At 44.5% G+C, this 14,425-nt stretch carries 13 protein-coding genes; 5 read left to right on the top strand and 8 right to left on the bottom strand.

Annotated features, from left to right (window positions below):
- Positions 1-171 precede the first annotated feature (171 nt).
- Positions 172-2,454, top strand: a complete 2,283-nt coding sequence (gene metE, locus RH88_RS15375; RefSeq protein ID WP_005597649.1) for a 5-methyltetrahydropteroyltriglutamate--homocysteine S-methyltransferase — start codon at positions 172-174, stop codon at positions 2,452-2,454.
- An 86-nt stretch (positions 2,455-2,540) separates the two neighbouring features.
- On the opposite strand, the gene RH88_RS15370 is transcribed toward metE, so the two are convergent.
- Both RH88_RS15370 and RH88_RS15365 read right to left on the bottom strand, forming a co-directional pair.
- Positions 2,541-4,223, bottom strand: a complete 1,683-nt coding sequence (locus RH88_RS15370) for an aspartate:alanine antiporter (RefSeq protein WP_005597647.1) — start codon at positions 4,221-4,223, stop codon at positions 2,541-2,543.
- Positions 4,224-4,432: 209 nt separating this feature from the next.
- Entirely contained in the window at positions 4,433-4,699 is a 267-nt protein-coding gene (locus tag RH88_RS15365) for a GrxA family glutaredoxin (protein ID WP_005597645.1), read from the bottom strand.
- Between the two features lie 249 nt (positions 4,700-4,948).
- Between RH88_RS15365 and RH88_RS15360 the strand changes: the two genes are divergently transcribed.
- The gene (locus tag RH88_RS15360; RefSeq protein ID WP_005597643.1) at positions 4,949-6,202 is read left to right on the top strand and encodes an iron-containing alcohol dehydrogenase; all 1,254 of its coding nucleotides are present in this window, start codon (positions 4,949-4,951) and stop codon (positions 6,200-6,202) included.
- 85 nt (positions 6,203-6,287) lie between these two features.
- On the opposite strand, the gene RH88_RS15355 is transcribed toward RH88_RS15360, so the two are convergent.
- From RH88_RS15355 to RH88_RS15335, 5 genes are all read right to left on the bottom strand, one after another.
- Entirely contained in the window at positions 6,288-7,142 is an 855-nt protein-coding gene (locus RH88_RS15355) for a MurR/RpiR family transcriptional regulator (protein ID WP_005597641.1), read from the bottom strand.
- A 291-nt stretch (positions 7,143-7,433) separates the two neighbouring features.
- Complete coding sequence (gene panP, locus RH88_RS15350; RefSeq protein WP_040757982.1) at positions 7,434-9,074, bottom strand: pyridoxal-dependent aspartate 1-decarboxylase PanP; 1,641 nt, start codon at positions 9,072-9,074, stop codon at positions 7,434-7,436.
- A 201-nt stretch (positions 9,075-9,275) separates the two neighbouring features.
- On the bottom strand, positions 9,276-9,788 hold the full coding sequence (locus RH88_RS15345; RefSeq protein ID WP_005597637.1) for a hypothetical protein: 513 nt from the start codon (positions 9,786-9,788) through the stop codon (positions 9,276-9,278).
- 87 nt (positions 9,789-9,875) lie between these two features.
- Positions 9,876-10,781: a LysO family transporter gene (locus RH88_RS15340; RefSeq protein WP_005597636.1), complete on the bottom strand. Its 906-nt coding sequence runs from the start codon at positions 10,779-10,781 to the stop codon at positions 9,876-9,878.
- Between the two features lie 16 nt (positions 10,782-10,797).
- The gene (locus RH88_RS15335; protein WP_005597634.1) at positions 10,798-11,718 is read right to left on the bottom strand and encodes an HDOD domain-containing protein; all 921 of its coding nucleotides are present in this window, start codon (positions 11,716-11,718) and stop codon (positions 10,798-10,800) included.
- A 363-nt stretch (positions 11,719-12,081) separates the two neighbouring features.
- Here RH88_RS15335 and RH88_RS15330 point away from each other — a divergent pair, with 363 nt between their 5' ends.
- The 3 genes from RH88_RS15330 to RH88_RS15320 all read left to right on the top strand — a co-directional run bounded on the left by RH88_RS15330 (position 12,082) and on the right by RH88_RS15320 (position 13,773).
- Positions 12,082-12,669, top strand: a complete 588-nt coding sequence (locus RH88_RS15330; protein WP_005597633.1) for a TfoX/Sxy family DNA transformation protein — start codon at positions 12,082-12,084, stop codon at positions 12,667-12,669.
- Between the two features lie 112 nt (positions 12,670-12,781).
- On the top strand, positions 12,782-13,171 hold the full coding sequence (locus RH88_RS15325; protein ID WP_005597630.1) for a ribosome recycling factor family protein: 390 nt from the start codon (positions 12,782-12,784) through the stop codon (positions 13,169-13,171).
- A gap of 173 nt (positions 13,172-13,344) precedes the next feature.
- Positions 13,345-13,773, top strand: coding sequence for a VOC family protein (locus RH88_RS15320; protein ID WP_005597629.1), 429 nt, complete (start codon positions 13,345-13,347; stop codon positions 13,771-13,773).
- Between the two features lie 95 nt (positions 13,774-13,868).
- Here the strand turns inward: RH88_RS15320 and copI are convergent, their stop codons facing one another.
- Positions 13,869-14,417 carry a copper-resistant cuproprotein CopI gene (gene copI, locus RH88_RS15315; protein ID WP_005597626.1) on the bottom strand — a complete coding sequence of 183 codons (549 nt, stop codon included), beginning with the start codon at positions 14,415-14,417 and terminating at the stop codon, positions 13,869-13,871.
- Positions 14,418-14,425: the final 8 nt, after the last annotated feature.

The raw sequence follows: 14,425 nt of genomic DNA, 5'->3' as shown, positions 1-14,425 counted from the left end.
CCTTGTTGTAACACCATGAATTTTACTCATAAACAAGTTGAATAATTGTCGGTTGTTCATAGTGAAAAGAAATTGGATAGTTTGGACATCCAGACATCTTATTCGCACCTTTAATGCACAAGATGCTCTGTCACAGAATTGATACTTTGGCTTGGTAAAGGAATTAAAGATATGACAACGACAACGCACATTTTAGGCTACCCAAGAATCGGCGAAAAACGTGAATTAAAATTCGCATTAGAGAAGTACTGGCGCGGTGAAATCGAACAGGCTGAGCTAAAACAAGTCGGGGCAGATCTACGATCTAAAAACTGGCAAACTCAAGCGGACGCGGATTTGAGTTTCGTAGCAGCAGGTGATTTTGCTTGGTATGATCATGTGTTAACCACAACATTGCTGCTTGGTCATGCACCGAAACGTCATAGCGATGGCTTCCCTGATTTGGATACTCTATTCCGTGTTGGTCGCGGGCAATCACAAGCAAACTGTGGCTGCTCTGGCAGTGCCGCATCCGACATGACCAAGTGGTTTAACACCAATTATCACTATATCGTGCCTGAGTTTAGCAAAGACGACAGTTTTGAAGTGAGCTGGCCACAGCTCTTTGAGGAAGTGAACGAAGCGGTCAAAGCCGGTCATAATGTAAAGCCCGTTCTGCTTGGTCCTCTTAGTTATCTCTACTTAGGTAAAGAAGTGGAAGAAGGGTTTGACCGCTTAACACTATTACCTCGTTTACTCAGTGCATACCAAGCTATATTGGCTAAATTGGCCAAGCAAGGTGTTGAATGGGTGCAAATTGATGAGCCAATTCTTTCGCTAGAGCTCGAAAAGCCTTGGTTAGATTCGTTTAAGCTGGCATACCAAGTGATTCGTAGTGACGTAAAAGTGCTTCTAACCACTTACTTTGATTCAGTAGAAGATACCTTAGATCGTATTGTCGCTTTGGAAGTGGATGGTTTACACATTGATGCCTCGGCGGCGCCAGCGCAATTGAACACGGTTGCTGAAAAGCTGCCTCAAGGTTGGGTGCTTTCAGCGGGTGTGGTTAATGGCCGTAACGTATGGCGAGCGGATCTGGCAAGCCAACTAGAGACCTTGCAACCGCTTAAAGAAAAACTGGGTGACAAGCTATGGGTTGCAAGTTCATGTTCGCTTTTGCATAGCCCGGTGGATCTTGAATTAGAAACCAATTTATCAGAAGAGGTTCGCAGCTGGTTTGCTTTTGCTAAACAGAAAGTTTCGGAAGTCGCTCTACTTGGTAAGGCGCTCGATGGTGACCAAGCCGCCATCGCTGCGTGTGAGACTTACAGCGCGCCAATCAAAGCGCGTAAGAGCGCAACACATGTAAATAAACCGCAAGTACAACAACGTCTAAGTGGCATCACCAAAGCTTTGGCTGAGCGAAGTGCGCCGTATAAAGAGCGTGCAGCTCACCAAGCTGAGGTCCTCGGTTTACCGCTGTTTCCAACCACGACGATTGGCTCGTTCCCTCAAACTAGTGAGATTCGTTTGCAACGTAGCGCGTTTAGAACGGGAAAATTGTCTCAGGCAGAATACGATGTTGCATTGAAAGGCCATATTGAAGATGCCGTTAAGCGCCAAGAAGCGCTTGATCTTGATGTTCTGGTTCATGGTGAAGCGGAACGTAACGACATGGTGGAGTACTTTGCTGAGAATCTGGCCGGTTTCCAAACCACGAAATTTGGTTGGGTACAAAGTTACGGCTCTCGCTGCGTGAAACCTGCGATTGTGGTCGCGGACATTGAGCGTGAGCAACCAATGACGGTGGGTTGGTCTACTTATGCGCAATCTTTAACCAGTAAGCAGATGAAAGGCATGCTTACTGGCCCTGTGACGATTCTATGTTGGACATTCCCTCGAGAAGATATCACCCGTGAGGAGATTGCGAACCAATTGGCACTCGCCCTACGTGATGAGGTATCGGACTTACAAGATGCAGGCATTAATATTATTCAGATTGATGAACCTGCTATTCGTGAAGGGTTACCGCTGAAGAAACGCGATCACAAGGCGTACTTGGAGTGGGCCGTCGATGCCTTTAAGATTTCCGCTGCCAGTGCAAAACCAGAGACGCAAATCCATACCCATATGTGTTATTCGGAGTTCAATGAAATCATTGATTCAGTTGCCGCGCTAGATGCTGACGTGATTACCATTGAAACCTCACGTTCAAATATGGAACTGTTGAAAGCATTTGAGGAGTTCAATTACCCGAATGAAATTGGCCCTGGTGTTTATGATATTCACTCACCAAACATTCCATCAGAAGAGTGGATTGAGGGTTTGATTAACAAAGCCGCAGAGCAGATCCCAGCACAGCGTTTGTGGGTGAATCCAGATTGTGGTCTCAAAACCCGTAACTGGGCGGAAACGGAAGTCTCGCTAGCAAACATGGTTTCAGCGGCGAAGAAGCTGCGTAAAGAATTTTCCTAATCTCTAGTTAGGCATCGCTTAAACGAACAAGACCCACTCAATGAGTGGGTCTTGTGGTTAGCAGAGTGATTAAATTCGCTTAGGTGTTAACTGAGGATAATCAGCAGCGTACCGCCAAGCGTCATTAAGATATTGGCGATAGCGTAGGTGCCTGCGTAACCTAGTGCGGGAATGGTCGATTTTGCGTGTTCATTAACAATGTCCATTGCTGGTCCACAAGTACGAGCACCGATGATGGCACCAAACAACAGCGCGCGGTTCATCTTCAATACATAAGCACCAACCAAGTAAGCAAAAACAACGGGTACAACGCTGACCAAGAAAGCCAAGCCAATCACTTGTGGGCCGGTATGAGTGAGATGCTCAAACATTTTTCCACCCGCACTTAAACCAATCCCCACCATAAAGAACATTAAACCGAGGTCTTTGACCATGTTCAGCGCCCCTTGTGGTACATAACCAAAAGTCGGGTGGTTGGCACGTAAGAAACCTAGCGTAATCCCTGACAACAATAGGCCAACGGCGTTACCAAGGCCGAATGAGACTTGACCGAAAGTCATGGTGATCAAGCCAAATAGAATGCCTAGGATAAAGAAGCTACAGAAGGCGAGTAGATCGGCCATCTGGCTATGAATCGAGATGAAACCGATTTTTTCCGCTAAGCCATGTACGCGACTCTTTTCACCACTGACCTGCAATACATCACCTTTCGCCAGGACGATATCAAGATCCATTGGCATTTCAATTTGTGCACGTACTACACGGTTTAGGAAACAACCGTATTCCGATAAATTCAAATCAGAAAGGCGCTTGCCTGCAATCGAATCGCTTTTTACCACGATCTCTTCTTCTGCGATACGCAGGTCGAGCAGGTTACGGTCGAAAACTTCTTTACCATTACGGAAGCTCGGATCAAGACGGGCATGGCTATCAGGGAAACCCACTAGCGCAATTTCATCGCCCTCTTGCAAAATCGCATCGCCATCAGGGTGAGCAAGAATGCCACCACGGCGAATACGTTCAATATAACAACCCGTTTGGCGATAGATGCCTAACTCACGTAAGTTCTTACCGTCAGTCCAGTCGATCAGCTCTTGACCCACGCGATAAGCACGAATGATCGGCAAATAGACTTTTCGTTGACCAGATGTACCAAGACCGCGCTCTTGGGCGATCTTCTGTGCTGAGTCAGACAGATTCTCTTTTTGCAGTTTTGGCAGTAATTTGGCAAACATAATCATACTGATCAGGCCAATCAAGTATGCCATTGCGTAACCTACGGATAGGTTTTCCAGAACTAGACCGAAATCCATATTGCGCGGAATAGTGGCAAGCCCAGAGTTCAGCGCATCTTGCGCGCCTACCAGCACGGGTGTCGACGTCAAGGCGCCAGCCATCATACCGGCAGCTAAGCCAAAATCGAGGCCAAGATATTGACTGCTATAGTGGGTGATTAGCAATGCAGTCGAAAGTACCACCATACTTAAAATAAAGTAATGCTTCCCATCGCGGAAAAAGATACCGAAAAAGTTAGGGCCAGCTTCAATGCCGACACAGTAAATAAACAACATGAAGCCGATGGTGAGTGCATCTGTATCAAACGTAAAACCAAGGTGGCCCATAATCAGCGATGTGATTAAGACACCAATAGAATTACCGAGTTGGAGATTGCCAAAGCGAATTTTGCCAATAGCTAGGCCAATCGCAAGCACTACGAAAATCAATAGGATAGGGTTTTGTTCAAGCAAGAGTACGACGTCAATGTTCACAGGGGCAATTCTTGTGCTGTGCCAGTAAAAACTCACTTACGTGAGCGGAAAGGATTTGTGCAAATTGTAGCTGAATAAATAAAAAATATAAGTAGAAACTACTATTATTTTTATTAGGGAGAAACGATTATCTGGAGTAATGCTAACGTTTTGTCAGATATGAAAAAACCGCTGCAAGCAGCGGTTTTAGGAAGGGGGAAGAGGAGTATTTACTCGTCAAATAGACCCAAGTGCTCTTTCGCGTATGCTTCAAATTCAGTACAGCCACCAATGTGATCTTGGTCGATGAAAATTTGAGGAACCGTCTCAACAGGTTTACCAACGGTTTTTTCTAGGTCAGCTTTTGAAATGCCTTCAGCTTGAATGTCAACGTAACGGTAGTTAAAGTCGTCACGTTTTGCTTTTAGAGTTTCTGCGTGTTCTTTTGCACGAACACAAAATGGGCATGCTGGGCGACCAAAAATAACGACGAACATAGATTCTTTCTCCTGTATTTTGTTACATGTCACTATGCCTCAATCAATGGGGAAAATAAAGATCGATTTACCTCTTGATTCGATAGGTAAAATCTATTGCTAGAAAAATAAACACAACACACGATTTGGCTCTCGAAAGTCCTAAAAAAAGTAAGGTTATTTGTCACAAAGTGGGCTACGTCAATTTATTTTGTTTCGTCACGAGGCAAGCTAGTTTTAGTTCAATTTAGCCTAAGGAGTGTACTTGGCATGTTCCAATTTATGACCTCCACACGCATCATATTTGGTGAAGGTGCGTTGCAATCCTCCCTCTCGGTTTTTAACCAATTTGGCTACAGCGTATTATTGGTTACCGGGCAGAAAATCGAGCGAGCCTCGCCGATCATCAATTACCTCAAAATGCAGAACATGCGCTATCAACACGTCGCCATACGTGGTGAACCCAATATCACCATGGTAGAAGAGACGGCGCTCGCAGGACGCAAGTTTAAACCTGATATGGTGGTGGCGATTGGTGGTGGCAGTGTGATTGATATGGGTAAGGCCCTATCTGCGATTATTCCCAACCAAGGTGATGTGTACGATTATGTTGAAGTAGTGGGGCGTAATGTTCCGCTAAAAACTAAACCCCTTCCTTTTATTGCGATTCCAACCACCGCAAGTACTGGCGCCGAAGTGACACGCAATGCTGTGTTGCGTTCAGGGCAAGATCGAGTCAAAGTCAGTCTACGTAGCCCGGAAATGTTGGCCGATGTGGCGATTGTTGATCCGACATTGACTTATGGTACCGATGCCTATACTTCGGGTCGCGGTGCGATGGATGCCTTTACCCATTTGATGGAAGCCTATGTGTGTGGTGAACCCAATCCATTGACCGATATGGTGTGTGAAGAGGGGTTGCGCCGCTTAAGCGCATCGATAGTTGCCGGATGTTTAAGGGATGACTTTAAAGCGCGTTCCGATCTTTCCTTCGCCGCAATGCTTGGCGGCATGGCGATCACCAATGCTAAATTGGGAGCCGCGCACGGCTTAGCTTCAGCATTGGGCGGAAAGCTTGCTGCACCGCATAGTGTGATCACTGCGCGCCTTGCGCCATACGTGATGAAAGAAAATATCGACGCGGCCACAGTCGCGGGTAGATCGGACATATTGGCACGCTACAGAAAGATGGCGCAAATACTCACAGGGCGAACCAATGCGAGCCGAGATGATTGCGTGCTGTGGGTGAATATGATGCTGGAAAAACTTGAGCTTCCAAAACTGAATGAGTTTGGTGTGTGTAACACTTCATTTGAAAAAGTCGCCGAAGATGCGATGAAATCAATGGCGATCAAGGGCAATCCGATCCCACTGACGGAAGAGCGTTTACTGTTTATTCTTCAACAGGTGTGTAATTGTGATGGCAGTTGCGGTGATGAGGTCTCATTTGATAAACAAGCCAAAGCCCAATTGATGGCAGAGTGGGGAGAGAGCGGCGGCGTCACGCCAAGCCATCAAACATAATGACTAGAATAGAGATAAGCTTGCAGTAACAAGCAAGCATAAAAAACGGAGCCACTTGGCTCCGTTTTTATTTTCCGGTAACGATTTAGAAGTGAGACAACTTATCGTAACGTGAATCTTTTAGTGCATCTTTAACGCGCTTGAGGTTTTCGCGGAAACCAGAGCCACGACGTAGTGTAAAGCCAGTCGCGAGAACGTCGATCACCGTCATTTGTACTACGCGGCTTGCCATTGGCATGTACACGTCAGTATCTTCAGGAACGTCCAAGCAAATTGACAAGGAGCTTGCTTTATCCAGTGGCGAGTCCTTTGCGGTGATCGCAATCACGGTTGCGCCGTTTTCACGGGCAAGGTTAGCGATTTCAACTTGGCTCTTGGTGCGACCTGTATGCGAGATCAGCACAATTACGTCGTTATCTGTGCAGTTAATGCAACTCATGCGTTGCATGACGATATCTTCAAAACAAGTGATCGGAATATTAAAACGAATAAATTTGTTTTGTGCATCTTTGGCTACTGCTGACGAAGCACCCAAGCCAAAAAATGAAATGCGTTTTGCTTGAGTTAGCAGATCAACGGCACGGTTAACTTGCACAGGATCAAGACTGTTTTTAGCCACATCTAAACACGCCATGGTCGATTCGAAAATCTTGTGCGTGTAGGCATCTGGGCCATCGTCTTCTTCAACGTTACGGTTCACATAAGGGGTACCGTTGGCTAAGCTTTGTGCTAAATGCAGTTTGAAATCTGGAAAACCTTTGGTGTCCAAGCGGCGACAAAAACGGTTAACAGTAGGCTCACTCACATCAGCCATTTTAGCTAATGTTGCAATGCTAGAATGAATAGCAGTTTGCGGTGACGCCATGATCACTTCTGCGACCTTGCGTTCAGACTTACTGAAATTCTCTAGATTTTTCTGTATTTTTTCTAATGTATTCATAGTGTTCACAAGGGTATAGAGAACAACTCGCTGGGCGAAGTTATCATTGTATTTAAGCTAGAAACGGTGTTTTCTAACAACGTAATTTTTCGCCAGCGCCATTGAGCCAGTATAAACCTAACCCTAAGTATTACAGTAATTTTTCTACGGACCAATTCCTTAGAATATGACAAGCCTCAAACAATATTTTGTGAAAACTACACAAATTCGATCGAATAAGGCTCATATTGCACATTAATTAGCCTGTGATGATGCCAAGTTACATAAATCAGAAAGAAAATTTCAGTTTACTCAGAGTTTACTGGCAAGCGACTCAATTTTCTCTAATAGGCTTGGCGCACCATGTAGGGCGATTTCACGCTGCTCTTCTAAGACACTTTGTAGAATGTCACAAGTAGTGAGTGGGTTTGCAAGTACTACACGGAAGACGATGGTGTTTAAGTCGTCCCAATGAACTGGGTTTAAGCGCGTACGGGAAACAAATGAACGACCATTTTCACGTTGGCGCTTTTGCACAAACTTGGTGAGTTCATTCAATAGACCGTTAAGTTCGGTGCGTTGTGCCGGGGTTGCTTTTTCGAGAGCTGCACGAACATGACGTGGCAGATAGCGATAGGTTAGCAGACATAGTTCCGGCTGTGAAACCAGTTCAAAGTCTTCTTGCTGCTCGATGAGATCGGCAAAGTATCGCGCTTTTTCGATGCTTTGGTTGATCAGCAGTTCGTAGCCAGGTCGGCTAATAATATGCATTGCAGCATACACCAACATAGCCATGCCAGAGCGTGAACCCTCTAATGTATGGCTGCCGAGATCTTTTGAGCCTTTACGCAAAATATATTGCGCATGGTGCTCGATTGATTTCATTGAGCTTGGGTCTTTGAACAAGACCATACCGGCACCCATTGGAATATAAAGCTGTTTGTGTGCATCGATGGTGACGGAGTCGGCCAATTCGATACCATCCAATAGATGACGGTAACGGTTAGACATCAAAGTGGCACCGCCCCAAGCGGCATCAACGTGGAAGTGACATCCTTCTGCTTGGCAGATTGCCGCCATGGCTTTTAGCGGATCGATATTACCCGTTTCAGTTGTACCAGCGACGCCAATGACAGCGAATGGTTTAATCTTTTTGTCTTTCAGCTCTTTGATTTTGAGCTTGAGATCATCAGGGCAGATGCGGTTGTTGCTGTCTGTTTTTACCGCAACAAGGCCATCTTGACCAATCCCTAATACATCGGCTGCTTTTTTCAATGAGTAGTGGCCGCGTTCAGAGACTAAGATAGCCAAACCTTCATAACCATAGTGTTTCATGGCTTTGAAGAGGCCTTCTTTTTCTACGCCGCGGAAATGGCCTTGTGCGCGCAACGCATTATTACGAGCAACCCATAGTGCAGTGATGTTAGCAATAGTCCCACCAGAGCAAAATGCGCCCAGTGAGTGGTTGGCACTGTGCATCCATTGCTGATAGAAACCGTGATCTTGTGAATAAATGAGACGATGAAGCATACCCAACACTTGACGTTCAAGTGGGGTAAAGGCTTTCGATGTTTCAATTTTAACCAGGTTTTGGTTAAGTGCGATCATGATCTTTGACAATGGCATTAAGAAATAAGGTAATGCGGATGTCATATGACCAATAAAACTTGGTGCAGAAGTATGAACGGAATGCGACACCAGTGTATCAAGCAGGTGTTGGGTATGTTCGGAAACAAACTCGGGCTGCTCGGGGATCACCGCGCAGGAGAAATCTTTCTCAATTTCTCGTAAGGGCTTTTCTTCAGCCACAATATGCTCTCGTAGAAACTTATTTAAGTTACGAGACAGTTCTTCTTCAATTTGAGTCAGTGTTGAGTCTGGGCCTTCTGGGACGGTAAAGATTCGAAGTAAACTTTCGAAACTTACGTCAGCCATTCTTTGTTCCGATACCATGCAATTACGTTGCTCTTATCTTTTTATTGCAGCGCAACAATCTAAACGAAAAATAAAGCAATGTCCCGTCTTAATTAAAGAAACTTAAGTTACAGATTAAATGCATGTGGATGGGAAAGGCAAAGGTGCCGACTAAATAAGCAAATTGATGTCAACTTGCCCATTTAGTCGTAGATAGTTTACTTGCAGCAGATAAATAGATCAGTTACAGCTCATTAATTCTACTTGTGCAATCGCACTATTGTAGCGTTGTAGAGCCGTATCGATTTTGGTTGGATGACTCAGCAAGTCGGCAAACGCTGAGCGTAATTCGTAGTTTTGTTTATGTGGAACGGCTTGACGGTCGGCAAATGTTTTTGCCGCAATTTGACCTAATTCATCGTCACGGTTCGCCAACGCTTTAATCTCTTGCTGTTCTAGTTGCAACCAACCTTCAACCGGTTTTTGGGTTGCCACTTTAGATGGGTCGTTGGCTAAATAATATTTTACAGCGGCGGCATTGAGATCGAAGTGATTGCGGCGCGCATCCAAATACCATTGGCTGACTTCTTTAAGATCGGGATATTGTTCTGCAGTGAGTTGCGACAGATCTTCATACCAATGCATTGACGCTTCTATGTAAGCATCATATTTCTGAGATAGACAGTCATTGTCTGCTGAAAATGCAGCGCTTGAGCTAACGCTGAGCAACAATGCAATCATGACTCGATTCATAGTTAACATCCTAGTTGTCGTTATTGTGAGTATAAGAACGAATTCATTGGCCATAGTGTAGGGAAATTCTGCAAAAATTCCCGCGATCTAACCCGCAAGTGAGACAAAGAACAGCATCATTACTGGGACCAATAAACTCAAAATAAAGCCGCTAACAATCGCAACTGGCACGCAGCGTACACCGCCTGTGGTTTGGATAACGGGTAGGGTAAAATCCATTGCGGTTGCGCCAGCGTAGCCAATAGCAGTACATGGGCGAGAGCGGATCAGTAATGGGATAAGCACCAGCGCAACGAGTTCACGGAGTAGCTCAATCATAAATGACACACCGCCATATACGGGTCCAAATGCATCACCCATTAAAATACCGGCCAATGAATACCAGCCAAAGCCTGACGCCATAGCAAAGCCACGATAAAGGTCGATATCAAGGATGGTCGCGGCAATTGCCCCACCGACTAGTGAGCTACCAATGACCAAAGCGGCAATGCACATGCCTTGCTTATTGATCAAAATTTGTTTGAGGGTTAAGCCACTGTTGCGCAGTTGAATGCCAATAAAAAACAGTAGGACAAATAGAATCCACTCGCTGGCAGTCTCAACCCATGAAAGGTCAATTGGCAATAATAAACCGGCCGCGAGGCCACCCCCGACCACAAAAATCAGTTTGACCGATTCAAGCGCCATACTAGAAAGAGGCAGGTGAGTTTGTTTAGCGTCAGCTTCGAGCGGTAAAAATTTGTCGACCAAAGGAAGCACCGCGATATTGCATAAGCCTAAACAGATAAAGAAGGTTGCCGTGTAGCTGACAATGGTTTGTAGATTTTCGCCAAGATTATCCAGCGCCGCTAGGCTTAAGCCCATCAAGGCCAAAATAACCAAGACAAGTCGAGCTGTTGTGGCATTGATTTGGTCGAGCAGACGCTGATTTGAAACCGCAATTAAATACCCCACCACAAGTGGGGTGAAGATGAATAACATCCCTGTGAACATACAAATTCCTGAAGTGCTATAAACCGCTAGCGCAGATGAGTTCGTTGATTTTTAGACGAAACTCACTATCTCCCAAATTGGTTAATTTGTACAGAATATCTGCGCCCGTCACATCGATTTCAATTTCGTGTTCATCGAGGCGGTCGTCTTTACGGCGGAACATCAAAATATGGTTGGCGATTCGTGCAATCTCTAAGTAGCTGACGTCGAAATCCAGTTGCTGGTTATCTTGGTTAGTCGCGACATCAATAAAGTCTTTATCGAACCCCCATTTACTCAGTACCAATTTACTCGCGGCAGGGCAGATTGAACTGAATATGCGCAGTGCCAATTCAGGTTCAAGATAATTGCCTCGTTCTAAATAAAGGTAGTACTCATTTAAGATGCAGAATAGGCCAATATCGGCTAGTAAACCGGTGAGAAGAGCTTTGTCAGAGTCGAGATGTTGATAGTTTGCAGGTTCGGCTAGCTTAAACTCTTTGGTGACCATGACCATGGTGGCCGAGAGCTCTTTTGAGGTTCGAGCACTTTTACGTAAAAGTGCATTACATTCGTCGCTAAGGTTAACAGAATTTTTCAGCTGTTCGATCGATTGGGCGGTGACGATATCACGTACACGCAAGATACCAAGGCGGGAAACGGCGGTAACAATGTCGGTGCATTCAATATTTCGTCGATTAAAAATAACCGAGTTTGCGACACGAATAACGACCGCCGCAAGACCAGGGTCTTCCGTCAAACTATCGGCGATATCGAAGATGGTCGTGGTATCTAGGTTACAAAGTCGTTGAATGTTTAGAACGACTTCAGGAATAGGGGGTAAGGTGATTTTTCCAGAGTCAATTGAGCTTTCAAGGAAGTGGGTGAACTCACTTTCGATACCTTGCTCAATCAATTGTCGGTTTTCTGGCAGCCAATAAAAAGATAAATGAGTCATAGTAATTTTATTATGTATTTTGGGTGGAGTTTACCGTTTATCTAAGCAAACAAGCAATGGGAAATCTTATTCATTGATATTTCACTAAGTTATTCTACCTTACTCGCAGAGTGGTTTTTTTGACGCATGCGAATAACGGAATTCCGGCACTGTGATTTTTGTCTCATTTTTAAGCAATTCGACTCTTATTGATGTGAAGTATGACCAGACTTAATTCGTTTCGTTAACTATCATTTTAGGTATCAAATAAAGGGTCAAGCTTTTGATAATAAATACACTATATGACCCTAAAAAATAATTTTTTCGCTAAAACGCTGCTATCTGGTGATCACAAGTAATCGGGGTTAATGATTAAAAGGATCAATGGATATGACAGAGCAATTGTTTATTGAGTATGTTGGCAAATTTGGTGACTTCCAAAAGCGTTCAATGTTCGGAGGAACGGGTCTATTCAAAGACGATGCAATGTTCGCATTAATCAGTAGTGATCATATATTTATTCGCGGTGGAGATGGTTTGGATGAAGAACTCATCGCGTTAGGTTGTGAAAAGTATCGTCATATTAAGAAACAAACGACAGCAACTGTAAATTACTACGATATCACTGAACATTTTAATACGAAGAGCGCTGAGCTAGATAAGGTTGTAAAACAATCTATCGACCATTCAGTGTCTCAGCGTAAATACAAGCGTTCTTCAGCTAACCGTCGTCTAAGAGATTTGCCAAATATGCAATTGACCTTAGAGCGCATGGTTAAGAAAGCGGGCATCGATGATGTTGAAGAGTTTATTGAATTAGGGGCGGCACAGGTCTTTTCTCGTGTTAAGCAAACCTATGGTAGCGACGTTGACGTAAAGTTGTTATGGAAATTTGCCGGTGCAATCGAAGGTATTCACTGGAAACTTATCCAAGAACCGCGTAAGCGTCAGCTACTCGCGAATTGCCACTAAAGTAGCCGCAGTAATGTAATTGCATTAGAAAATAAAAACACCGAACTTGTTTCGGTGTTTTTTTATTGGTTTTGAATTAGAGTAGCATCATTGAATTTTTGAACCTGTTGCTATGTCTGATTCGCTGATTACTATCGCATTACCCTCTCTTATTCACCGAATTGGTCGAACTTCTATGTCGACGGCAAGAGAGCTTGCCTTGCAATACGAATGTGAGTTGAAACGGGTTAGACGCTCGCGCCATTGGCAGTTGGTGGGAGAGTTCGCTCAAATTGAGCTGTTTAAGCAGGCGCTTATTGATAGTGATGTCATTGTCTATCAATTTATGCTTTCTAAGATCACGACAGCTTTGGTCAATGTTGAACCGCCACTGACGCTAGAGCAGCAATTAGCTCAATTGATCCTCAATAATCCTACTATCACAATTGCTGAGCTGGTTAGTTTGACGCATTGTAGCGAGGCGGAAGCGCGTGTGGCTCGCTTTAATAACGAGACACTGTAACCTTTTTATTATTCTCTTTTTTACTGTCCACCCTTCTTCAATATTAATTATCAAACTCGACGAATATATTCGAACAATAATGATCATAAAAGTCTTTACCTCAAGTTAACTTGGGGCATTAAGGTGTTTGCAACGACAGAACGAAATTTGCCATCACTTAAAGGACTAAGAGTATGAAAAGTTATCTAGAACACGCCAATATATCCGTTGTCGATCCACGTCAAACTATCGAGTTTCTACTTTCTGCATTGCCTGATTGGCAAATCCGGGGGCAAGGGCGCTATGTTAATGATCGCGACGAACAGATTGAGTGGTTCCACATTGGCGATGAACAATTTTATATTGCCATCGATTCACTGGGCGAAGGTTCTGCCCCATATTGGACTGAGCGTTTTACCGGCTTAAATCATCTGGGCTTTGCGGTACCAAACGTTGAGGAATTGATTGAACGTTTAAAGCAAGCAGGATATGAACTCGATCATTGGGGCGCGGAACATCCTCATCGCAAGAATGTGTATTATATGGATCAGCATAAGATGCAGTTTGAGTTTGTCGAATACTTGTCGCAGCACAATGACGAGCGTAACGATTACCAGTTGTAAGTCTTTAAATTAGAGATGCCCACCGCGGGATAGATCTTCATCCGCGGTGGGCTTGTTCATGACAAGCCGCTATAAGTTGCTTGTCTGATTTTAGGTTAATTGATCATGAGTGATTTACTGTGTTGCTGGTGGCCTTTGATGTTACAGGCGATCTCAACGTGTTTGTCACCATGAAAATGCCAGGTAAACTGACGCGCCTTTTTCGGTGCAATGATGATAGAACTACTGGTGTCATGCTCCATGCCGGCCATTTGCGTCATCATCTTGTTATGGCGACTTAACTCATCTTTGGAGCCAATAGCAAATTCATGGCTTTTAGTCCCGGTATTCATTACCACAAACTGAACGACATCGTTCTCTTCTATATTGACATCTTTTTTGAACTGGATCGGTTTATCGTCACTTAGGATTACGTGGATGACCTTATCGGCTTTTGCACCTTGCGCGGGCATGCCGACTTGAGTCATGCCGGGCATGGACTGCATTTGGCCGTGGCTCATGTTGCTGTGATCGGTGTTGCTATGGTCTACATCGTCATGATTCATATGACTTTCCATGTTGTCGTGACTCATCGTTTTATGATCCATATTGGCATATGCAAAAGAGGCACTAAGCATTAAGCTGATTAATATTACGAGTTTCATGATGTCTT

This window comes from Vibrio scophthalmi LMG 19158 (genome assembly GCF_000222585.1).
Lineage (GTDB): Bacteria > Pseudomonadota > Gammaproteobacteria > Enterobacterales > Vibrionaceae > Vibrio > Vibrio scophthalmi.
Note: the sequence above shows the minus strand (reverse complement) of the source record. Positions and strands in the feature narration are given on the sequence as shown.

Excerpts from the sequence above, each read along its gene's own strand:
- metE (WP_005597649.1), top strand. The coding sequence starts at position 172 with ATGACAACGACAACGCACATTTTAGGCTACCCAAGAATCGGCGAAAAA.
- RH88_RS15365 (WP_005597645.1), bottom strand. The coding sequence starts at position 4,699 with ATGTTCGTCGTTATTTTTGGTCGCCCAGCATGCCCATTTTGTGTTCGT.
- RH88_RS15360 (WP_005597643.1), top strand. The coding sequence starts at position 4,949 with ATGTTCCAATTTATGACCTCCACACGCATCATATTTGGTGAAGGTGCG.
- RH88_RS15355 (WP_005597641.1), bottom strand. The coding sequence starts at position 7,142 with ATGAATACATTAGAAAAAATACAGAAAAATCTAGAGAATTTCAGTAAG.
- panP (WP_040757982.1), bottom strand. The coding sequence starts at position 9,074 with ATGGTATCGGAACAAAGAATGGCTGACGTAAGTTTCGAAAGTTTACTT.
- RH88_RS15345 (WP_005597637.1), bottom strand. The coding sequence starts at position 9,788 with ATGAATCGAGTCATGATTGCATTGTTGCTCAGCGTTAGCTCAAGCGCT.
- RH88_RS15340 (WP_005597636.1), bottom strand. The coding sequence starts at position 10,781 with ATGTTCACAGGGATGTTATTCATCTTCACCCCACTTGTGGTGGGGTAT.
- RH88_RS15335 (WP_005597634.1), bottom strand. The coding sequence starts at position 11,718 with ATGACTCATTTATCTTTTTATTGGCTGCCAGAAAACCGACAATTGATT.
- RH88_RS15330 (WP_005597633.1), top strand. The coding sequence starts at position 12,082 with ATGGATATGACAGAGCAATTGTTTATTGAGTATGTTGGCAAATTTGGT.
- RH88_RS15325 (WP_005597630.1), top strand. The coding sequence starts at position 12,782 with ATGTCTGATTCGCTGATTACTATCGCATTACCCTCTCTTATTCACCGA.
- RH88_RS15320 (WP_005597629.1), top strand. The coding sequence starts at position 13,345 with ATGAAAAGTTATCTAGAACACGCCAATATATCCGTTGTCGATCCACGT.
- copI (WP_005597626.1), bottom strand. The coding sequence starts at position 14,417 with ATGAAACTCGTAATATTAATCAGCTTAATGCTTAGTGCCTCTTTTGCA.